Source organism: Paenibacillus sp. FSL K6-1217, from assembly GCF_045040735.1.
Taxonomy (GTDB): Bacteria; Bacillota; Bacilli; order Paenibacillales; family Paenibacillaceae; genus Paenibacillus_AQ.
This window is the reverse complement of the sequence record NZ_CP150271.1, coordinates 6,704,827-6,728,105: the sequence shown is the minus strand read 5'-3', so window position 1 is coordinate 6,728,105 and position 23,279 is coordinate 6,704,827. Positions and strand designations below refer to the sequence as shown.

The window sequence follows — 23,279 nt, the reverse complement described above, 5'->3', positions numbered from 1 at the left end:
TCTTACTTCAGAATTGCACCTGCAGTTAACGCATTTTCGATCTTTTCGTTGCCTATTAAATAAACGATGATCATGGGCAGGCTGGACAGCAGCATACTCGCGCCGATCGGCCCCCAATCCGTAACTCCCACATTAATGAAGAAACCAAGCAACCCGACTGTAAGCGGCCGGAATTGATCCTTGGAAGCAATAATAAATGCAAGCGGAAATTCGTTCCAGATTCGAATAAATATCAGAACACATTGCGTCACGAGCGCTGGCATTACGATTGGAAATATGATTTTAAGATACGTTTGATAGACATTCGCTCCATCTATGCATGACGCTTCTTCCAGCTCCTTAGGCAGAGAACGGAAAAAGGCATACAGCATCAGTACGCAGGAAGCGATGGCGAAGCCGGAATACGGCAAGATAAGACCCAAATAACTATTTTTGATATGCATCCATTTAACCAGCTGGAATAACGGAATAACGACTACTTCGATCGGGACAATTAAACCCATAGATACATAAAACAACATTGCCGAATTGAATCTCCATTGCATACGGCTGAGACAATAAGCAAGCATGCTGCCCGTTGTCAACGTAATGGCAATTGTGCCTGTAGTATAAATCACGCTGTTCTCGAAATACGTATAAAAATGATACTTGGACAGCGCTTCGCTGAAGTTCAGCCAGTCCAAGGAAGACGGTAATCCAAAAGGATTGTCGTAAGCTTCACTTTTGGACTTCAATGACATCGTTACCATCCAGTACAAGGGAAATAGAAATGTGCATCCCATAGCTACCCAAAACACTCGGCTTAATAATTTCAGAAAGCTCCCCCCCAGCTTAAAACTCCAGTTTTTCTCTGGCAACGTACCTTTGAATGATAAAGGAGATCAAAAGGCATTCCAGAATAAAAATAACGGCGATCGCATTACCTTTGCCAAATTCGGAAGTATCAAACGCCGTATAATACATCTGGTAGATGACCGTCCTGGAGAGGTCTCCCGGGCCTCCTGCCGTCATGACTCGTACATGCGAATAAAATGCCATTGAGCCTAATGTTGACAGAATAAGTACGTATTTGATTACATTCTGCAGCAAGGGGATCGTAATTCTTAAGCATACTTGAATATAATTAGCGCCGTCGATTAATGCCGCTTCATAGTAACTCTTGGGTATGGTCTTGATTCCTGTATAGAACAGCAACGCGTTCAGTCCAATATATTGCCATAGGAAGGTCACTCCAATGCTGGGCATTACCGTTTTCTTTTCCGTTAACCACGAATGCGTCCAGGAATGCAGCCCTAACGAATCGAGAATCTTGTTCAGTAAACCCCAATTCGGTTCGTAGAACGCCACCCAAATCTGGGCAACAACCGTGACCGACAAGATAGCCGGAAACATCGCCACCGTCTTGAAAAATCGGCGAAACCTAGGTGTCTGAGCATCCATAAAAAACGCAAGCATCATCGACAAGGGCAGCCCCAGCAATAATGAAATGGCTACAATGAGATACGTATTTTTGTGAGCGGTCCAAAAGGATGAGGTAGCCATCACTTCTTTGTAATTATTCAAACCCACAAAACCCAAATTTCTAAACCCGTCATGCTTATGCAGGCTCACCCAGATCTCCGGCAGCAAAGGGTATACGCAGAATACGGTAAACAGCAGCAATGCAGGGAAAGCAAACACGAATATGGATACTTTGGTGCTAAAGTACTTGTTCATCGCTCTCTCCACCATTTAATTTGTGTCTAAACCCCCTTGGATCTATCCGAAGGGGATTTAGCAGTTATTTCCTTTTATTTGTCAAACCACGTATTTTCGCTCCAGATCTTGTTCATCGCCACATTAAAATCTTCGGCTGCGTACTCGCCCGTTAATAAATTCGCTCCCTGCGTAGACATTTCGGCAGACGTCCTCGAATCTAGCGAATTAAGTGCCCATGACGCGATTTTATTCGGAATCGGATTGTACCAGTCAACGAACTTCTGCATAAGCGGGCTCCTGTCCATTGCCTGGTTGCCTGTCTGTAAAGATATAGGAGCACCGAGAGATTCAAAGTATAACGCATCCGCCATGGCTAGAAATTCAGCAAGCTTGACAGCCTCTTCCGGGTGTTCCGTTTTGCCGTTGACCGCATAACCGTTAAGCGGAGAACCCCAGAACTGTACGTTCTCTGCAGGGCTATATTTATCGCTGGCGCTTGGAAACGGGAAGAAGTCAACCGTTTCGTCTTTTGCGAGATTTGGCAGCTCCCAAGTAAACATCCATAACATAGCCGCCTTTTTGGACGTAAACATTTCCATCGCCGGACCGTAATCCAAATTGGAAATACCGTCCGGGAACACGCCTTCCTTGACCAGCGTTTCGATGCGAGCTGCACCTTCCTTGACGGAAGGATTGTTGAAGTCCGTTTTGTTGCTGACAAGGTCGGCCATCGCCTGCGGATCACCGATTTGAATCATTTGCTGCAGCATAAAGAGCTTCGGCCCCCATCCGTCCTTGCCCGGAGTCACAGCCGGTACCATGCCCTTGCTCTTGAGCGTCTTCGAGATTTGAATCAGCTCGTCGAACGTAGTTGGCACTTGAACCCCCGCTTCCTCGAACATGTCTTTGTGATAGAAGATAACAGGGGTAAAATACGTGTCCGCTCCGGAAGACAAGCTGTAGATCCCGTTATCGACATGCTTTAACGCATCAGGCACCGCGTATTTGTCCAAGAAACCGTCTTTGGAAATATAAGGTGACAGATCCAGAATGCTGCCTGTGCTCTTCAATGGCGTAAAGAAGCCGGCATCATTCCAGAATACGTCCGGCATATCCCCGGAAGCATTCAACGTCTTCAATTTGTTTGCCATTTCCTCGCCGCCCCCGCCGGGCTCAAACTCAATTTCAAGATTAGGAAACGCTGCAGCAATATTCGGTTTGATGAATTTGTCCATAATGTTGTTGCGGTTCTCGTCGGTCGTAAGCGTTATGACTCTCATCTTGATTTTTTTGCCGTCCGTCTTCGCTTCATTCTTGTTATCCTCCGTACTTACTGCCGAGGGTGACGGATTGTCGGATGACTGGCTGGAACTTGGTTCATTCCCACTGCTGCATGCCGATGAAACCAGAAAAATACTTGCCATAAGGAACATAGCTGCTGCCTTCGACCTCTTTTTCATTGTTTACCTCCCCTATTTAGCGAAGCGGATATCGGATTGATATTGAAAGCGTTATCAATCTTGTGATCATTTTACGAATCTTCCCACACTTAGTACAGAGATTATTCTCGGGCCAGCAGTAAAATTAACGGCAAAAAAATAGACGATAAAGGCAAAGTTTTCACTTTCCCTCTAACGTCTGAATAGGCTACCGGCTTTGATTCACATATTTGCTGGGCGTGATTCCCATATATTTTTTGAAGCATTTACTGAAATAATTGGCGTCCGCATAACCCACCCGGTTCGCTACATCTTGAATAATCTTCTCTCCCTGATCAAAAAGTTCTTTTGCTTTAGTCATCCGTATTTCGGTCAGGTAGTCATTGATCGTGAAGGTTGTTTCTTTTTTGAACACGAAGCAGAGATGATTATAGTTCATATGAACGCTTCTTGCGATATCCTCGATTCGTAATTCATCGTTGCCATAGTGCCCCGAAATATACGTTTTGACCGCCTCTATGACTTTGACGGCTCTATTGGGTTTGCGGCTATGCACATGATCCATGGTCTTTAGAACTAATACACGTATCCAGTCCTCCAGCTCGTTGAAAGTTTTCATCCGCTGAACGTGTTGTATCATATCGGGCTGTGTCGTATTCAGAAAGACGTCTTCAAAGGTTTGCGAGGCTTCGGACAAAAATTCCAGGCAGGTGGATACGATTTCGATTCCGGCGAGAAGCAGCATTTCCATAGTTGCATTTTTAACGCGGGTATCATAAAAAAAATTCGAGAGCCATTCTGCCGTCTCGGCCTGGTTTCCGATTCGCATGTGCATCAGCAAGCTGCTTCTTTTGTCCACCGAGAATAACCCAACCTTTATCCCGGATTCCGCTACCTGGGAATGTGCGAATACCTTGTTACCTCCCCAGACAAACCGATGCTTCAAGGCGATTAACGCTTCCTTGTACGACACCGAAACCGACTCAAACTTGTCGTAACCATTCCCTAAGCCGATCGTTACCGTACAGTCCAAATTGTCCTGCACGTTTAATCGAATACGTTCGCAAATCGTTTCCAGCTTGTTGAAGGAGCCGTCAGACGATCCGATGATTAGAACCAGACGGGCATCCTGGTCGTGACAGTCTACACATTGAAAGGCACTTTGCATATCATTTTGAGCGATTTCTAGTAACTTGGCTTGGCGAATCTGCATGCCCTCCTCAAGATTCCTCTCATCGCTTGAATCCAGGTCGACAACAATCACCCGATAATGCAGCCCTTCGAGCGTTATTCCCAAATCATTTAATCGATCCCATTCGGAAGGTGCTCTAGAGATAGCCTTGCCCTGCAGCCAACCGTTCAGCACTTGCTCCTTCAGGACAGACAAGCCTTCGCTCGCCTGCCTTCTTAAATCGTCCAATTCAAGCTTGCCCAGACGCTCCGTTCGTATAAGTTCCTTTATATCTAATAAGGAGCTTTGGAGTTCTTCTTCGTTGATGGGTTTCAGCACGTAATTAACAACGCCTAATTGCACGGCCTGTCTGGCATACACGAACTCGCTGTGGCCTGACAACACCAGAAATTTAGTTGTCTGGTCGCGCTCCTTGGCTTTGTGTATGAACTCCAATCCATCCATAATCGGCATATTCATATCGACCAGCACAACATCAGGCTCTAACACGGTCATCTGCTCCAGCGCTTCCGCCCCGTTTTTGGCTTCCCCCGCAATTTGAAAGCCCAGTTCACTCCATGGCAGCGAAATCTTCAAGGCTTGCCTGAAGTAATATTCATCATCGACGATAAGCACTTTGTACATGGTCTTTCCTCCTATTCTGTTCACTCCTTATTTTGCGGATTAATGATAACGGAGTGGCAGCACGATTATAATTTTCGTATAAACGCCGTAATCGCTTTCAACCCGCAGTCCGTATCTTTCCCCGTACAGCATCCTTATCCGGTTGGATACGCTTCTGATCCCAAATCCGTTAATTTCATCAGGAACGCTGGTCCCATCCATAATCGCCTTGATCTGCTCCTTGTGCATCCCGGCGCCGTTATCATAAATTTCAATTTCCAGATGGTCTCCGCTTTGTTTTCCTGAAATGCGTATGATTCCTTTTTCCTGTTTGAGCTTCAATCCGTGATAGATCGCATTCTCGACGATGGGCTGCAAGGTCAGCTTCGGTATGGAATAGGACAAAATTTCATTGTCAATTTCCATCGTATACTCCATATATTCCACATAACGCAGCTGTTGAATTTCCAAATAGCTTTCCGTTAAACGCATCTCGTCACCTATCGGTATGATATCGTCACCTTTGCTTAACGAGATCTTATAGAAATTCGCCATGTATTGGGCTGCCTGTATGGCTTGCTTCCCCAAACCCAGCTTAATGAGCGAAATAATGGTTTCAACCGTATTGTACAAAAAATGAGGCTTCACTTGCGATTGCAGCAATTTGAATTCTATCTCCGCCTTTGTCCTTTGTTTCTCAACGTTTTCGGCCATAAGCACCTCTATGCGATCCATTAAGTTATTGAAGCCCTCGCTTAAATACCCGATCTCGTCTTTGGATTGATAGGGGCTTCTGACTTGCATCTGTCCGGACCGGATTTGTCTCATTGTCTTGGCCAGCTGGAAGATGTGCCGTGTGATCGACCGTGACAGCAGGAAGGACACAATTAATGCCAGCAGCAAACATGCTGCACCGACCCCGAGAATCAGTTGATTGATTTCTTTCCGGCCTGAAGAAATATTCTTCATCGGGATAGCGCTTACAATTGTCCATTTCAATGGTTCGAAGCGATGGGTGAATATCAACATTTCTTCATTTCCGCTACCCTGGGTAAAGGTTGTGTCTTTACCATTCTCAGGAATGCTTATGGAGACGGCTTCCTTGAAATCCCGGTACAACTTGGCTTTATTCTGTGAGGAAATAATTTGGCCGGCGGAATCGACGATATAAAATTCCCCGCCCTTATTTTCCTCTTCCTCGTAAATCGAGGCAATCGTCGTTTCTTTCACGTACAAAAAAATTCGGCCAATCGTTTTACCGGTATCTTTGTGAATGACCGTTTTGGAAACCGCAAATACGCTGTCTTCCCCTTCATACAAAAATCCGAATTTCATCAAGCCTGTCCAAATGGGTAAATAGTAACGATCCTCCGCTCCATAACCGTCACCGAATATGCGTGAAGCATAGGCGTTATCAGCAAACCCGACGTCCACCCAGTGATGATTCGCGGTGAGGATGCTTACCGCTTTGATTCTTGTGTTAGGCTCCACAATATTGCTGATCGTCTCTGAAAGTGTTTTTTTCATCGAAAGGTTATTTAAACCCTCAGCCGGCTTGCCCGCATTCTCCTCATTATTTAATAATAAGTCGTTATAAAGCACGTTCTGCAAACGATAATCGCTGGCCAGAATTTTTGAATAATCTTCAATTGTAGATACCAAGGTTTGAAGGTTGTTTTTGATAAGCACAAGCTCCCGGGATGAATTATTGATCTCTTTCTCAATAATGGCCTTCTGTGAAATCGTGTTGGCAAAGTACGACTGAGTTGAAATAAATACGATAATGATTAATACATTCGAGATGAATATTTTGTTTTTAATCGAAATCCCGCCTATATACCTCGAGAACCCTTTCATCACGCGCTGCCTTCCTTCCTTTTCCCCTATTGATATCCTATATTTCTTTGTATGTCATAATAGCACTCCTCATCAGTTAAAACTTAATTTTTAAAATATTTTTTCTAGAATGAATTCAGCTACTTGACCTGACAAAAAAAGCAACTTCCCTGTTGGCAAGTCGCTTTTTAAATATCTAATGTGAGTCTACAGGCTATTATCCTACATATTAGTTTTTCTTAAGAAATGATTTCTATAGTTACCGTATAAACATAGACACCTTTCTTAATTTGATAGGGCTCGTGAATATTTTTGGTCCAGCCGGTATCTCCGCCAAGACCTGCATGTTTGTAATCAATATTAAGATAAACAGAATCTGAATTTCCCAGCTCGTCTTCATAGGCGGTGTTGTCATATTGCTCAATACTGTGTCCATGAATATCAAAATGGAAATGTCCCGCTGCCGATACTTTCACTTCTTGTTCTTTGGATGACAAATATAAATACCGGACATCCTCCTTACCACCGCATTCTACCGGTAAGATATAGGGTACGTGCTGCTGTTCTACAGTGCTCTCATATATTCCAACGAATGCGGCAGATTTACGATCCGCATAGTTTTCCCATGGCCCGCGGCCATACCATTTCAACTTCTTCCAAGCATCAGTGAACTTAAAGCTTAGCCCAATTCTCGGAAGGGTGTCGACCTGGGCATTGTTCACAACTGTATTTGTGATTTCTATACCTTTGCCGCCGACGGTATAATTGGTTTTTGTTTCAATGCAACCATGATATATACAATGAACTTGAATGATAACAGAAGCCGGTGCTGCAAATACCCGAATATTCTTGATTTCTTTCTCATTGGAATGGAGCCCGAGAGCTTTCCATTCATCTGCATAATTGGACGATTCGAGATGAATACCTGCATCAATTCCTGTCGGAGGGCGATAGAAGTTATTTGTTCCTCCCGTGAAATAATTCTTGTGATTGTATTTTACAGAGATGAACTCTGCGGTTTCTTTCGAGAAAAGAACCGTTATATTTTCATTATAGATATGAATTTCGTTTGCCGTTTCATCATACTTCAAGCTATCCTTTTCTATATCTCCGGTATGCACTTTATTCACAGAATCCTTAATCTCTATCTGGCATGCATAAATACAGGTTCCCTTCTTAGAATAAAAGGTGTCCTCGTCCAAATAAACATAGAAATTAAGAAAAGCTTCCCCGGAGACTTTAGACGAATCGTATGGCGCTTGAAGCTTATCAACGGAACCGGGTGCTGTGTGATATTTAGGCAAACTACCGCTCTCCATCACATTGCCATCGCAAACCAGCTCCCAAGTCATATTCAAATGGCTTAAATCCCGATGACTGTAATGATTATAAATTCGATAGCCATTATTCCCAGGCATGTAATCCATTTGGATAGGAGATTGTACATTTTTTATTTCATGCGCAGCCGGCTTGAGCGTTAGATCTGGGAAAACAATACCATTCAAGCACATATCAGGAGCAGGATCAGTAACTTCTTCATGGAATGCCCCGCCATAGACATACTTTTTATTTCCGTCCTTATCATGCTTAACAAGCGCTTTATCCTGAAAATCCCAAATAAATCCTCCTTGAAACCGCGGGAATTTATGAATGAGATCCCAAAATTCCTTAAAGTTTCCGTTACTGTTACTTTTCGCATACGCATATTCACACATAATAAAAGGACGCAAATCTTCGCTATCAGCCATGACATCCAAGATCCAATCTTTCTGAGGATACATAGGCGCCACAATATCGGAGATATTTGCCGGAGGATTCAGAGACTCATACTGCACATACCTTGTTTTGTCATACTCCTTAATCCAGCCGTACATCGCAGCATGATTCGCTCCATAACCGGATTCATTACCCAGAGACCAGAGAATAATGGAGGGATGATTTTTATCTCTCAGAACCATCCGTGTAGCCCGTTCCATATACGCATGTGTCCATTGGGGGGATGCGCTTAACTGGCCGCCAAGACCGTGTGTTTCAATATTGGCTTCATCCACCAGGTAAATGCCTAGTTCATCACACAGGTCATACCACTCGATGGCGTGGGGATAGTGACTTGTTCTTACCGCATTGATATTCAGCGATTTCATGACCTTGATTTGCTCACGCATATATTCTGTTGTTACGACTCGTCCTGTTTCAGGACAAAAGGCGTGAAGATTGGTTCCCCGAATAATGAGACGCTTCCCATTAATTCTCAGGACCCCTTTTCGATCGATATTCACTTCACGGAAGCCGACATTCGCGCTCTCAATATCAACTACATTTCCAGAACAATCAATCATTTCTAACACCAATTTATAGAGGTAAGGGTTCTCGTCGCTCCACAATTGAGGATTTGAAATGGTTTTCGTAACCTTTGCTACATATTTCTCTCGCAGGTAAAAATCACAGTCCGCAAACTTTGGCGTTTCAAACTCAGTAACTAATTGCTGATCGCTATCATACAGGGACAACCTCACATGGGCTTCACCATAACGATTCCCTTGATTATTAGGTAGAACCTTTACGCTTAATTCGGCATTGTTGTAATTCCCTGAAAAGAGGGTTTCGATCTTATAATCATGGATGCGCATACGTGGTTTTGCATAAAGGAGAACATCCCGGTAGATCCCCGAGAGATGCCAGTAATCCTGATCCTCCAGATAAGTACCGGCTCCAAACCGCATAACCTGAACAGCTATACGGTTTTGTCCCTTTTGAATGTAATCCGTGATATCGAAAGAAGCGTTAAGCTTACTATCCTGAGAATAACCAACCAGCTTGCCGTTTAACCATAGATAAAAACACGATTCTACACCTCCAAAATCGATAAATATATCCCTTTCGTAAAAATGTTCGTCCACTTCAAACGTTAGGACGTAACAACCGGTAAGATTACTCTCCGGCACATGAGGCGGATTCAAAATGTATTCATTCTTCTTGAGTTGGATCTCGTGATGTGAACCCTCTCCTTTTTGAACAAAGGGATACAGCATATTGGTGTATACAGGTTTTCCATACCCCGAAAGCTCCCAATGGGAAGGAACCGGAATAGGATCCCACTGGGAAACATCATGTTCAGGACTATAGAATTCATCCGTTACTTCATCGGGAGACCCAAACATTTTAAACTTCCACATTCCATTCAGGCTCTTCACATATTTAGACTTTCTCCGGTCTCCGCTTAAAGCCTGTTCAACGGTTTCGTATACTCCGTAGGGCTCATGCATGGGATAACGGTTTTTTTGAGTAACATGTTGATTTTCCCAATCTCTGCTTAGCTTCATTGGCTTCAATAACACTCCCATCGATTGTTCTAATTGGTTGATCTTTCAATGTAGATACCCCTATAATAGAAGGAAAATTCCTTATATTAAATGTTGAGTATGGTATTTCATTTATCCATTTTGGTAGGAGTGTGAATACATGAATGTTGAAGACATTGATGAAAATGATGTGATCTACCGATGTATCGGCAAAGATTTTAATCAGGGTATTTTATCTTGCGGATTTATGCGGAAAAGATCAGCAGAGCGTTCTCAATTTGATTTTAAGATAGGATATTACAGCTGTTTTGTAGTATTGCAAGGCAGTGGAACGTTTATTTCTACGGACGGTACCGTTACTCCTATGCAGGCAGGTGATCTTGTTCAACGTCTACCTGAACGTTTGCATTCTACTGCAATTGAACCGGATGGGAAGTGGATCGAATTTTATATCAGTGTCGGGTATCCTGTCTATTCATACTTAAGGACACTTGGAATTATTAATTCCGATAAGGAAGTCCAATCGACACAGCATACGAATGATTTTTTCTTTGATTTTGTTTCCTTGCTGAAAGCCTTAAAAAGTGCAACAGATGAAAGTCTTCCCTCCCTGCTAATGAAGTCTCAGGATTTGATTATCAGATTACACAGTAGCATTCATAATGCTCATAGCAATGAAAATGAAAGTAAAATAACAAAAGCCTGCGAGCTTATTAGTGTTTCCAATGATATTCACTTTGATATTCAGGAAGTGGCATCTGCCGTGAATATGGGCTACGAGAACTTCCGAAAATTGTTTAAAGATACTATGGGGATTTCCCCTAAACGATATCACACGGAGCATTTAATGAGACAGGCAAAAATGATGCTGCTATCCGGACTTCCCATCAAACACGTAGCCGTTAGTCTTGGTTACGGGGATATCTATTCATTCACCAAACAATTCACGAAGTCAGAAGGGGTATCTCCAGGACGATATATTCGTAAAACAAAAAGCAACTCATCCGCAGACAAGTTGCTTTAGAAATTATAAATGCGCTATTGTTAACGGACATTACCTTGTGATTATGCGTTTACCTTTCACTTTATAAAACTCATGATACAGCTTCATGAGCGCCCGCTTCTCAATCCGCGACACATAACTCCGCGAGATCCCCAGGTCCTTAGCGATCTCCCGCTGCGTCCGCTCTTCGCGGGCGGTAGCTCTAGATGGCCTTAATCAATCCGATCGTGCCGATGGAGATCAGGTCTTCCATGTCTTCACCGGTGTTGCCCGAATTTCTTGAGGTTGTGGACACATGATGTCAGTCACCTCCGTTTTCCTAATACAGCCGCGGCAGCATATCCAACGTAACGGAATAGGGATGCCCATAAGCATGCCGAAGCTCCTCTTTAGTCGTCCATTCTTCAGTCGCCCCGAACTCGTTGGACCATGTCATATACCATACCCATGGAATATGCGTCTCCGACAGGCGCGGGATACTCGGAAGAACGCCAATCTCTCCAAGCGCGGTCAGCTTGTTCGCAGGGGTGATTTTTACAAGCCGGTTATACTCGTCCTCCAAGTCTGTGTGAGTGTGTTTTGGCGGATAGGTATCCAAAGAGATGACATCACAGACATCGTCGCCTACATACCCTTCGGGCAGCGGTGAATTCCAAACCCATATCAGATTGTTCAAGCGATGATGATGTGTATACCGCAGATACATCATACGGTACAGCTGTTTGGCCACCTCAGGGCCTTTAGCCCCCCACCAAAACCACTCTCCCTCCGATTCGTGAAAAGGACGCCATAAAATGGGGATCCGTTTCTCACAGAACGGCTTGAGCAGTTCCGCCATATGGTCCATGTCCGCTATGAGCCTGGCGTGTTCTTCCGTTCCTTCCAACACTGCCTGGGACGCGTCAAATGTGGTGTGTTCGGTGTAAAAGCCTTTATCCCGGCTGCCGAAGGGTGAGAACCAGTGCCAGGTAAAAGTAATCAGACCGTGTTTATTTAACACCCAATCCCAGGCATTATCCAGCGTATTTTTATTTTCCTCCACCTCTATCAAGCAAGCCTCGCCGGCATCCTCATAGTTAATATTAGGGGAATAAGCAAGCAGTTCAAATCCGCAAAGAGCCGGCAGCTTTCCGGTCACCTCTTCAATATATTTCAGTTCTTTCTGTACGGTGGTTTGAGTATGCTGGCCTGTTAAAATCCCTTTGCCGGGCAGTTCTCTTAAATAGCTTAGTACGTTTTTCACCTCATCAATCGCATTTGAATTGCAAGGTGCTGCATGAATCGTTTCATTCATTGTCTGGACTCCATTCATTTAAGTTCACACGACTGGAACCGCCCTTTTGCAGCAATCCAGCCGTGTGTCCGAATTCGATTAATTAGGCATTTATAAAGTTCAAGTAAATCAGCAGACGCTTTACCATGACAGCAGCTTGTGCGCGGTCTGCCCAATCTTTGGCTGCAAACTGATCAGGATTAACCCCTTGTACAAGTCCTGAGCTCAATGCCTTATCCACACTGTCCTTGGCCCAATGGCTAACGGAAGCAGTATCAGGAAAGGGTGCAGGGGCATCCTTCGCTACTTCGATGGAGTTCCCTGTGAACATTACAGCACGAACAATGAGAACTGCCATTTGCTCACGCGTAATCCAAGCGTCCGGCCGGAATGTACCGTCCGAATATCCAGTGACTAGACCTGCCTCACTGGCAGCCGCTATTGGCCCGGCATACCACTTGTGTAAAGAAACATCGGAGAATTCAACGGTGGACCGGGAAGAAGCACTGAGACCCAGCGCTCTTGCCATTAACACAGTAAATTCAGCCCGTGTCATTAACTGGTCCGGGGCAAAGTAACGGTCATCGATCCCATGAACAAGCAAATGGTTCGCCATGAATTCGATATCCCTCTTGGCCCAGTGACCGCTGAGATCGTCAAATGTCCGGTTCAATTCGCCTATTGTATAAATACCGCTGCCGTTACGTTTAATCGTTATCACCGTCGTGTTATTCTCCGATTGAGTTAGAGCGGGCACAAAGGATAGTTCTCCTGTATGAGGATCCACTCTCAAAGCTGTCAATCCGCTGCCGGAGGGGTGGGATATCGTGAACGTATGGGATACATATCGGCTGCCGAAATGATTGATCTCGTATGATTGTGTACCGGAATAAGCAAGGACATTAAATTCAAACCACTCATGGTCCAAGAGGACTCCTATATCATTAGGCCGCATGATGCTCTCTCCGGCCTGTCCGCTGTTAAGCTTCCTTATCTGGATCGAGATCTTCATATCAGCAGTCTTGACTCCCATTCGGTCCGCAACTTCATCCATATTGATGAGGGCGACCGGGAAATGGTAAGAATTCGTGTCCCATTCGATTCGGATTACCGCATTTGGCGCAATAGCGGCTGCCTCTTTGAGGGCCGATGCCGGGATCCTGATCTCTTTTGCCTCGCTTTTATCTGCTTTAATCACGAACACCTGCGACTCCGCTGAGTTGTTAATCTGTTGTCTCAGCACGAAAATGAGCTCTGAGCCCTCCACCTCGATATGCTGTGTTTGGGCCTTGGCTGTGTTCCCGTCCTTTTTAATACCTCCAGAGCTGTCGGTAACAGAATCAGTCATGTTCTCAGCTGAAGGTGTAACACGCGTTAACTTGATATAATCAATATCCGTTCCACCTTGACCGGTTATGATCTCAAATGTTTGCTCTCCTTTTGGCAGGGTGTAAGGTCCGGTTATCATGTCGGTCCACTCTGCTGTACCCTCAAATGTATATTCAACCGCCTTGTTATTGTTAATAGAAATACTGTTCTTCTTTTGCCCATTGCCCGTTTTGTAACGAATGGTAAGGTTATAAGCACCGGCTGCCACGTCAGCCTTAATCCTTAGCTGTCCGCCTTCGGCATCCGCGCCTGAAATATATCCGCCGCCGGAGTAACTGTCCGCTTCATCCATTACTTTCAGGCCGGACAGTTCTCCCTTCTCCGCCTCATACTTTTGTGAGGCATATAGATCAGCCGGAAGCTCGTCAAGAGTGACAACATAGTCGTGCGTATAAACCTTCTTTAAATGTTCAGGTGAGTTCGTAGTTCCATCCTTAATAAAGCTGCCGGTCCATGTAGTGAAAAAGCTCCAGTGTGCATTGTAAGCCTGCAGCATTTCCGGATCAGGGATAGGTCCGTTTTCTGCCAGTCCGATTACCTTTCTGCTGTTCACCAGTGAAACCAGACTTTCGTACTTTGCGATGCTGGGATTGTAGTCTCCTCCAGGGTTATAAATATCAATACTGGCAATATCCACGATATCATCGCCCGGATACCACTCCGTCTTCTCAGAGTTCCACACCCAAATGAGGTTATTCAAATGGTGATGGTTAGTCATCCGGTCATACATCAATCTCCATAGCTGTTTAGCCGGTTCCGGCCCTTTTGCTCCCCACCAGAACCAACCTCCCTCCGCCTCATGAAGCGGCCTCCACAACAGGGGTACTCCTGCATCCTGCAGCCGTTTCAACTGGAACGCAATGGCATCAATATCACGGAGAAGCAACTGATAATCCTCGGAATCGGGATGGTTGAGCGCATACTCTACATCAAAGGTCGTATAGTCCGTATAGAATCCTTTATACCATTCATGCCCCGCCTCTTCTCCTCCAATCCCCTTCGGCGCGTTCCAGTGCCAGCAGAGCGATACAATTCCGCCGCGCTTGTGCCAAGCGAACATTTTCTCAACTTCGGTTGAAGTAGCCCCCTTCTCGGCACGGGAGGGGGAGTAGTCCATTACATCGGTTGCAAGTATCGCCGGATATTTCCCGGTTTGCTGGAAGATCCATTCTGCATCCTCCAGCGTTTGCTGTCCCGAGATTACTTTCTGACCATACTGGTTATCCAAATAGTTCATGAGCGCACGGGTTTCCGGAGTTGCATTTGGATTAATCAGAGTGGATGAAACTTCAGGCCGTTCAGCCGTAGCTGCAGCCGTAAGCTTAATATAGTCGATATTATACCAGCCCCAGTTGGCCAGGAATTCAATGACATTATCGCCTTTATTCATCCATGCTTTTCCTGCAGGAATCTCCTTAAAGCTGGCGGTCTCTGGCAAGGTAATTTCCGAGACATTCCCGTTCAACACAATACTGGTCTTCTTCTCGCCATTGGGCGAGCTATACCCTATGTGAAAATCAAACATCCCGGCAGAAGGGGCTTTATAATTCAGAGTCAGTGATCCGGATTGCTGAAAGGCGGCGTATCCTTCTCCCGAATATCCCGACCCTTCGGCTCCTATGGATACACTGCCGCTCATCATACCGTCCTCTGCTTCAAGCAAGTTTCCAGCCGCTTGGGCATTGGCCGGTTCAAGCAGGATGAACTCGATCCCGTAAAAGCCCCAGCCCCGTGTAACCTTAATTGTATTTTCTCCAGCGTTAAGCAGGACTTTGCTGACCATCTTCTCAGCCCTGACAGTTCCTGCCGCAGGTGCATCCAGCATAAGTTCTCCAGCGCCGGTCCCGTTAACCTGTATACCGGTTGCCTTTCCGCCGTAGCCCTCGGGGATATAGTAGCCTATGCTTAGCTTGTATAATCCGGCCTCTGTAGCGTTCACCTTAAAGGTTGCATTTCCGGCCTCCTCCGCCGAAGAAGCATTCTCCGCGAAAAAGAACGAAATATAGCCGTCACCGTCGTAAAGCCGGTCTTGATCCTCATAGACAGGACCTCGTTTTTCGATGCCGTAACCGTTCAACACTGCATCCGCATAAGTGGCTTTGATGACACTCGTTGGCCCTTCATAATTCAGCCGTTCCTCCATCATATTAGAAGCAGCAGCAGCCCCTGAATTGCCTACCCCCAGGTTTATTGTTACTAAAGAAAACAACATCATCCAACACAATGAGCCTACCAGATTTCTTATGATGTTTAACCGCATCAGCTTTCCTCCCGGAAGATTAATTGCAGCACGGTTTTTCCACAATGTTAACCGCTTACATTAAAATTGTGATTTCTCTCTCCACTCGTTTGTGTCTAATGAGTTCTTTCTATAGAACAACGGGCTCGTTTCCCCTCTTGTCATGCCGGAAACGAACCCGCTTAATCCACAATTTACTTAGTAGACCACAGCTTGATACGGTTTTGAATATGCATGGTATAAGCTTCTTCCATGTCCTTAACTCCTGCCTTATCCAGATCTGCCATATAGGCATCCCAAATTCGATCGAACTCTTCCGGCTTGGACATAATGGCTTCAGGGATTCTCTTCCAGGTGATATCCTTCATCTTGGCTCCCAGGATCACAGCAGGATCGTCGCTGGCGAGTGACATTGTGTAAGCCGCACCATAAGCTCTGGGCTTAAATTCATCTTCTGACGGGAAAAGATCTTTCCAATGATCGGCGCCGTAAGCTTTCAAGGTTTCCTTTTCCGGTGCACTGTAACTGGCGGTCAGCTGCTCCGGGTAACTGCGGGTAAAGTAATTTCCGGTTGAGTCTTTAATACCGTCTCCATAATGGACCATCATATTCCAGTAGAGCCCTACTCCAGATTCTTTTTGGAAGGCTGCGTTGTCGTTATCCATGCGTTCCTGTACAGCCGGAATAACCATCCGTTTACCATTTTCGACCGTGTAATGTTTCCCTTCTATCCCCCAGTTGTTCAGGATTTGGCCTTCTTCCGAAGCAAGGTAATCAAGGAACTGAATAGCGCGAACCGGGTCCTTGCACTTGCTTGAGATCGAAATACCATATCCTCCGTCAAAGCCTGCCGGCCAGAAGCTGGTATCCTTGTATTCCTCACTCATCGTGACCGGATAATGACCATAGGTTTGATCCAACTTCCCGGCAGCTTTTAGCGCATTTTGGGCATCTCCATAATCCCATTCCGGATCAGCCAAACCAAGAACCCGGCCGGAAGCGACTTTCGCCTTGAACTGGTCGGTCTTCTGCACAAAGCTCTCCGGATCGAGCAGACCGATATCGTTCATGTGATTCAACCAGCGGAAATACTCTTTTTCTTCCGGACGGCGGAAATGATACGTTGCCTGATGGGTTTCCTGATCAATGAAATATTCCCCGTCATCCGGCCCTCCGGTCGTCTGAAATCCCGAATTGGTAACCTGGTACATATGCCAGTCGTCTCCGTTCAGAGAAAGACCGATATTTTTATTACCGTTTTCGTCCTTCGGATGCTTGGTGATATACGCCTGGATAACTTTTTCGTAATCCTTTACCGTACGTATTTTAGGATAACCGGCTTCTTTGACAACACGGTGCTGCAGTTCAAAGCCTCCGTCGGCTTTAAACTTCTTCTCATCTACGGAGGACCAGGTTGGGACCGCATAGATTGCCTGGTCATCTAAGCTGTACTTGGTCCGGACTAGCTTATCACCAAGCATTTTTTTGATATGAGGGGCATGCTTGTCGATTAATTCCGTTAAATCGAGCACAGCTCCGGCGTCAACAAGCTTGCCGACATCCGCCTTTGCGGCGATCAAATCAGGATAATTTCCTGTTGCCGCAATCAGCGACATTTTTTGAACCGGATCACCCACGGCAAACTCGGCATCCAGTGTCACACCGGTTTTTTCGGCAATAACCTTACCTACTTCATCCCGCATGTTATTCCAGTTGGTACTGCTGTCCTCGGAAAAATAAGTAAGCGTGACGGGCTTTAAATCAGAACCGGAAGCACCTTCCTTGTTACTGTCCTCTCCGGTAATGGAGCCGTTAGTTCCTCCGCAACCCGCAAGTGTTGTCGCTAAAGTCAGCGCAAGTACGGAAGACAGTATCAGTCCTTTTTTATCTGGCTTCATGAAGCTAACCCCCTAGATAATGGATAAATGCTATTGGTATAAGAACAATCTAACTCTTAACAGCTCCAAGCGTCATTCCTTTGACAAAATACTTTTGCAGGAAGGGATAGACGATAAGAATGGGCACAGTGACGACAATTGTGATGGCCATTTTGACGGATTCCGGCGAAATTTGTGACATCCGCTCAGCCATATTCGCCGCGTCCTGGGAATTCGTTGCACTTGTGGTTGTGCTTTGCAGAATTTTCATTAACTCATACTGCAGCGTTGTCAAAGCTTCGTCCGACCCGTTGAACAAATACGTGTCGAACCAGGAGTTCCATTGTCCTACCGCGAGAAAAAGGGCTACAGTAGCCAAGGCAGGCTTACACAGCGGCAAAATAACACGCCAGTAAATCGTAAAGTCGTTAGCTCCGTCCAGCTTCGCTGACTCCTGCAGCGCATACGGCAATCCATCAATGAAGGAACGGATCACGAAGACATTAAAGGCGCTTACAAGTCCCGGCAGAATGTACACCGCAAAGGTACCGATCAGGTTCAAATCTCTCATCAGGATAAAACCCGGAATCAGACCGCCGGAGATGTACATGGTAACCGCCAGAAAGATGGATATAAATCTCCTCGCCTGAAAATCATTTCGCGCAAGTGTGTAAGCAAGCATTGAACCGCTGATCAGACCTGCTATAGTACCAATAAGCGTCCGCAGTACAGATATTTTAAATCCGGTTATTAAACTTCCATAAGTGAAAATCAGACTATAGTTATCCAGAGTGAACTCCCGCGGCCAGATGGTAATCCCACCCCGGACGGTATCTACTGAATGGTTAAGCGAAATGGCCAGTACGTTTAAGAATGGATATATCGTAAGTACGGTTACCACAATCATGGACAGATAAACTACGAATGCCAGTATCCGGTCCTGTGGTGCTTTCGAACGGTGTCTGATTGGAATCCCCTCCTCTCTCTACATGATGCTTTCGTTAGTAAACCGCTTAAATATACCATTGGCAGCAAACAATAGAATCAGGCTTATCACCGAGTTGAAAATGTTGATTGCCGTTCCGAAGGAGTATCTGCCCATAGCCAAACCATAATTAAGCGCATACAAATCCAGCACTTCAGAGTAATCAATAACGAGGTGATTTCCCAGCAGAAACTGCTTTTCAAACCCCGTACCCAGTAAATGGCCAATCGACATAATTAAAAGAACGATGATGGTCGGCCGGATGCCAGGCAACGTAATATGCCACATTTGCCGGAGACGGCTCGCGCCGTCCACCCTGGCCGCTTCGTATAATTCCGGGCCAATCCCAGAAATGGCAGCAAGGTATATAATGGCGTTCCATCCTGTTTCCTTCCATATATCTGAACCGGTCACGATTCCCCAGAATAAGTTTCCCTGTGCCATAAACTGAATCGGTTGATCAATAAGGTTCAGGCCAAGAAGGATATCGTTTACAATTCCGCCGTCCGTTGAAAGCATTTTGGTAACAATCCCTGCAGCGACTACCCAGGAAACAAAATGCGGAAGATAGGAAACGGTCTGGACGAACCTCTTCAATGCCTGAACACGAACCTCATTAAGGAGCAGTGCAAAAACGACCGGCACGATAAAACCGGCGATCAGCCCCATAAAGCTCATAGCCAGCGTATTGCGCAGCACCTGATAAAAATGGTCATCCTTGAACAAGGTACGAAAGTGCTCAAAGCCCACCCACTTTTGTTCAAAAAAACTCACTCCGGGTCTATATTTTTGGAAGGCCATCGTCCAGCCCCACAAAGGCAAGTACTGGAACACAAACACCCAAAGTACAAAAGGTACTGACATGTAGTAAAGATACTTCTGATTTCCTAACTCCCTCCAAACACTCTTTTTTCTTTTTGTGTATACGTTTTCCGTATTCAACGTTATTGTTTTCATACTTCCTCCCCTCTCTTCATCACTATCATAAATTAGAGAGGAGGGGGTTCCTATACCAATGATTTCGGGAAAAATCATCTAGAAATTATGGATTCTTATAGTCCGACGGCGATCGGCCTACATATTTTTTAAATTTGCTGAAAAAATAATTTACGTTCGTGTAACCTACTTGCTCTGCCACCTCATACACTTTCATTCCTTGGGCCAGCAGTTCTTTGGATTTGCGGATACGGACTTTGTCCAGATAGGTGTTAAAATACTCTCCGGTCTTCATTCTGAACAACTGACCCAAATAAGGGGTGCTATAGTTCAGCAAGCCGGCCAATGTAGATAATTTCAAGTCTTCCGCATAATGCTTATGAATAAAGTCGAGCATTCTCTTGAATTCATGCTCTTTGCCCTGTGTATCAGATTCTTCCACGAAATCCAGAAGAAAGCGGCGGATCTCTTCTATTAGCTGTTGTAATCGGTCATGATGATAGATTCCGTTCAAGAAATGTGAGACCTTCTCCGACTCTCTCCCTTCTAAACGGGAAGCGGCGGCAAGCTTATGAATGATTCCATTGCAAAGAAAGAAGAAGGCTTGTTTAACGTGATTCTCATCTTGCTGCTGCCCGCAATACATCGCTGCCGCCTCATTTAGCAGCTGCGTTACCATGGCCTTATTCCCTACATTCAGACAATAATACAGGCGGAGGATTAAATCCCTCATATACTCTTCATTGCTTCCTTCTGTTAAACCGGCAGATACCTGCGGGCAGACAGGAGGATAATCCGGCTTCAGGAGACCCTCTCTATCACTGAAAAAAGACAGCTTCGCTGCTTCTCTGGCTTTCGAATAAGCATTGCAGATACGTCCGGCTTCGGTGACAGCCCCCCCGGTTGCCGCAATAAACGGGATTCCGGCAGCAATATTACGGATCTCGCCGTACAGGTTGTCGCGCCGCTGCGATCCGCGTAGCGGCGCATTGAGCAGAAGCACCACATGGGGAGATATGACGGTTACAGCCCCCATGTTCCGCTCCTCTGCCAGGGCCTTAAGCCCTGTCGCCAGTCGGTTCAACGCATCCGGCAGTTCCGCTTCCGGAACACGCGGAACAATAACCACGACTTCGTAGCTGCTCCATAATAGATCACTTTGTCCTATACCAAGCCTTATCGTTTCTCCCGGCTTCACCTGAGGGACCAGCAGACGATGCAGGTATAAGTCCCGGTCGGGCGTCTCTGTCTGAAGACTTGTCCGCTTACGTTCTTCCTCTTCAATCCGTTCCCTCACAAGTTGTAAAGTAGCTGACATTTCACCGATATTCACCGGTTTAAGCAGGTATCCGGCCACACCGTATTTAATTGCTTGCTTGGCATACTCAAAATCCGCATATCCGCTCAAAATAATACATTGCGTGTTATGACCAGCGGCTCTTAAATGCTCAATGAGCTGCAAACCATCCATAACGGGCATCCGGATATCTGCTACAACGACTTCCGGAGCTTCCTTCTTAATGATCTTTAAGGCTTCTCTGCCGTTGCCTGCGGCAGCCACAACGGTATAACCCAGGCTGCCCCATGGAATTAGCGTCTGCAGGCCTTGCCTGAGTTTTGGCTCATCGTCCACGATAACGACCTTAATCAACAGCTACACCTCCAGGAATATAAAATGTAATGACAGTGCCTTGTCCGGGCGTGCTCTCAATGTTCAGGGCACTCGTCCTGCCGTACAGCAGCACAAGCCGGTCGTTCACGTTTCGAATGCCAATCCTCTCGCTCTCCTGCTCATGTATGGATTCGGTAAGCTCCGCCCGGATACTCTCAAGCCGTTCCGGTAGGATGCCTGCTCCATTGTCACTCACTTTAATCCGGGCCCCCTTCGGGAACCTGCTTATTTCAACCCAAACCTTTACTCCCTCTTCGCGGTTATCCAGACCATGGATGATGGAGTTCTCCACCAACGGTTGGATCATTAACGGAGGGACTGGCATGGTATCCAAATCAGGATCGGACACTAAGTGATATTCCAAGCGGTCTTCATACCGGAACTTCTGCATATCAAGATAACAGCGTACTCGCTCAAGCTCCTGGCAAAGAGGAATACTTCCGTTACCGGCCTCCAGACTTCTGCGCAGAAGCGTACTGAGAAGCCATACCGCTTCCGCGAGATCATCCTGCTTGCGTATATGAGCCTCCATGCGGATCGACTCCAAAGAATTAAAAAGAAAGTGTGGATTGATCTGACTCGCCAGCATCTTGAATCGCATCTCATTCTGTCTCTGCTCTACCAGAATCTTTTGATTATTCGTTTCCTGAACCTCCTGAACCAGTTCATGTACACTTCTAATAAGCGAATTAAACTGCTTGGACAAGAGTCCCACTTCATCTTTACCATCAATATGGAGGTAAGCCTCCCATGAGCCAGACCCTACCTTGGACATATGCTTGCTTAAACGAAGAAGCCTCCCCGATAACAGAGATGCAAAAGCATAGATAAGCACCACTGCAAAAATCAGGCTAGCCGCTATTACAATGGCCCCAAGGCGAATGACCCGGTTGGCATCCCTCATCATGTCTGAATAAGTGAAAATCGAAATAATGCGAAGCCCGTTCCAGCTGTTCTCGGGTTCCAGGCTGGCAACAACTACTTTAGAGTCTCTGCCGTTGATTACCGTATCGTAACTTCCCTCTTGTCCGGATAGAATCTGTTGGTCTACATCCATTTTTGATAATTCCCTCCCCAAATAACCGGCCTCATTAGAGCCGACAATCCGGTGTTTGTTATCCACAATCATCGTGGTGAAGGATTCCTGATCCAGAATAGAGCTTAATTGCCGTTGGTCTATGTTAATAGTCAGAACGCCCTTACGTCCAAGCGAGTCAGCCGAAAACGAGCGGATCAGGCTGAGCTGTTCTGATCCGCTTTGTTCGTCTCTGATCAGATTCCAACCTGCAAGCCCTTTTTGTTCTATGGCTTCTTTATACCAGGTTTTTGCCATAATCCTCTCATCCGGTTGAATGAACTCCCAGTTATTGAGCGCCTTCGGATTCCCGACGTACACACGAATGCCGGATATCTCCTTGTACAGTTGAATATAGTCCCTGATATCCGTATACTCCCGGTAGGCTTGAATAACATCAGCGTAATTCTCGTATTTTTGAGTGGCTACTTTTTTCATCCTGTTATCAACCGTCAGCCGGTAAGAAATATCCAGCGGCACCTTAAGCAGCTCTTCCGTCCGTTTTTGAACACGCTCCACATTGTTAGAAATTTGGGTCAAGGCATTTTTGATGACAATCTCCCGAAGCTTCCCGGTTAAGAACAGACCGGATAACACCAAAGGAAGTACGGCGGCAGAGATAAAGGTAAGGGCCAATTTCTTTTTCATTTTCATATCGTTCATCATGCGGAAAAAAAACATCGCTCATCCTCCCGGGCCGCATAGGCCGCTTCACGCAAAATGCCCCTTCTCATATAGGAAAGGGGCAGTCATTATTCGA

The 23,279-nt window shown here is 45.8% G+C and carries 14 protein-coding genes and 1 pseudogene; 1 reads left to right on the top strand and 14 read right to left on the bottom strand.

The genetic code is table 11. The features are described from left to right. Positions 1 to 2: 2 nt before the first annotated feature. The 6 genes from MHH28_RS29695 to MHH28_RS29670 all read right to left on the bottom strand — a co-directional run bounded on the left by MHH28_RS29695 (position 3) and on the right by MHH28_RS29670 (position 10,091). On the bottom strand, positions 3 to 749 hold the full coding sequence (locus MHH28_RS29695; protein ID WP_405108620.1) for a carbohydrate ABC transporter permease: 747 nt from the start codon (positions 747 to 749) through the stop codon (positions 3 to 5). 82 nt (positions 750 to 831) lie between these two features. Continuing rightward, entirely contained in the window at positions 832 to 1,716 is an 885-nt protein-coding gene (locus tag MHH28_RS29690) for a carbohydrate ABC transporter permease (protein ID WP_405108618.1), read from the bottom strand. A 74-nt stretch (positions 1,717 to 1,790) separates the two neighbouring features. Next, the gene (locus MHH28_RS29685) at positions 1,791 to 2,978 is read right to left on the bottom strand and encodes an ABC transporter substrate-binding protein (RefSeq protein WP_405108615.1); all 1,188 of its coding nucleotides are present in this window, start codon (positions 2,976 to 2,978) and stop codon (positions 1,791 to 1,793) included. A 367-nt stretch (positions 2,979 to 3,345) separates the two neighbouring features. After that, a complete protein-coding gene (locus MHH28_RS29680; RefSeq protein WP_405108612.1) occupies positions 3,346 to 4,953 on the bottom strand; it encodes a response regulator in 1,608 nt (535 codons plus the stop codon). A 39-nt stretch (positions 4,954 to 4,992) separates the two neighbouring features. Next, positions 4,993 to 6,789 carry a sensor histidine kinase gene (locus MHH28_RS29675; RefSeq protein ID WP_405117312.1) on the bottom strand — a complete coding sequence of 599 codons (1,797 nt, stop codon included), beginning with the start codon at positions 6,787 to 6,789 and terminating at the stop codon, positions 4,993 to 4,995. A gap of 218 nt (positions 6,790 to 7,007) precedes the next feature. Further along, positions 7,008 to 10,091, bottom strand: coding sequence for a glycoside hydrolase family 2 TIM barrel-domain containing protein (locus MHH28_RS29670; RefSeq protein WP_405108609.1), 3,084 nt, complete (start codon positions 10,089 to 10,091; stop codon positions 7,008 to 7,010). Between the two features lie 139 nt (positions 10,092 to 10,230). Here MHH28_RS29670 and MHH28_RS29665 point away from each other — a divergent pair, with 139 nt between their 5' ends. After that, the gene (locus tag MHH28_RS29665; RefSeq protein WP_405108607.1) at positions 10,231 to 11,094 is read left to right on the top strand and encodes a helix-turn-helix domain-containing protein; all 864 of its coding nucleotides are present in this window, start codon (positions 10,231 to 10,233) and stop codon (positions 11,092 to 11,094) included. Between the two features lie 30 nt (positions 11,095 to 11,124). Here MHH28_RS29665 and MHH28_RS29660 read toward each other — a convergent pair. The 8 genes and pseudogenes from MHH28_RS29660 to MHH28_RS29625 form a co-directional block, all read right to left on the bottom strand. Further along, a pseudogene (locus tag MHH28_RS29660) lies at positions 11,125 to 11,262 on the bottom strand (sigma factor-like helix-turn-helix DNA-binding protein); the annotation flags it as partial. A gap of 130 nt (positions 11,263 to 11,392) precedes the next feature. Further along, positions 11,393 to 12,367: a glycosyl hydrolase gene (locus MHH28_RS29655; protein WP_405108604.1), complete on the bottom strand. Its 975-nt coding sequence runs from the start codon at positions 12,365 to 12,367 to the stop codon at positions 11,393 to 11,395. A gap of 82 nt (positions 12,368 to 12,449) precedes the next feature. Beyond that, positions 12,450 to 15,995 carry a glycosyl hydrolase gene (locus tag MHH28_RS29650; RefSeq protein ID WP_405108601.1) on the bottom strand — a complete coding sequence of 1,182 codons (3,546 nt, stop codon included), beginning with the start codon at positions 15,993 to 15,995 and terminating at the stop codon, positions 12,450 to 12,452. Between the two features lie 173 nt (positions 15,996 to 16,168). Further along, positions 16,169 to 17,872: an ABC transporter substrate-binding protein gene (locus MHH28_RS29645; protein ID WP_405108598.1), complete on the bottom strand. Its 1,704-nt coding sequence runs from the start codon at positions 17,870 to 17,872 to the stop codon at positions 16,169 to 16,171. Positions 17,873 to 17,921: 49 nt separating this feature from the next. Continuing rightward, positions 17,922 to 18,758, bottom strand: a complete 837-nt coding sequence (locus MHH28_RS29640) for a carbohydrate ABC transporter permease (protein ID WP_405108595.1) — start codon at positions 18,756 to 18,758, stop codon at positions 17,922 to 17,924. A 78-nt stretch (positions 18,759 to 18,836) separates the two neighbouring features. Next, complete coding sequence (locus MHH28_RS29635) at positions 18,837 to 19,793, bottom strand: ABC transporter permease (protein WP_405108592.1); 957 nt, start codon at positions 19,791 to 19,793, stop codon at positions 18,837 to 18,839. 85 nt (positions 19,794 to 19,878) lie between these two features. Further along, positions 19,879 to 21,423: a response regulator gene (locus MHH28_RS29630; protein WP_405108589.1), complete on the bottom strand. Its 1,545-nt coding sequence runs from the start codon at positions 21,421 to 21,423 to the stop codon at positions 19,879 to 19,881. Continuing rightward, complete coding sequence (locus MHH28_RS29625; protein WP_405108586.1) at positions 21,416 to 23,200, bottom strand: sensor histidine kinase; 1,785 nt, start codon at positions 23,198 to 23,200, stop codon at positions 21,416 to 21,418. The genes MHH28_RS29630 and MHH28_RS29625 overlap by 8 nt, the downstream gene beginning before the upstream one ends. Positions 23,201 to 23,279: the final 79 nt, after the last annotated feature.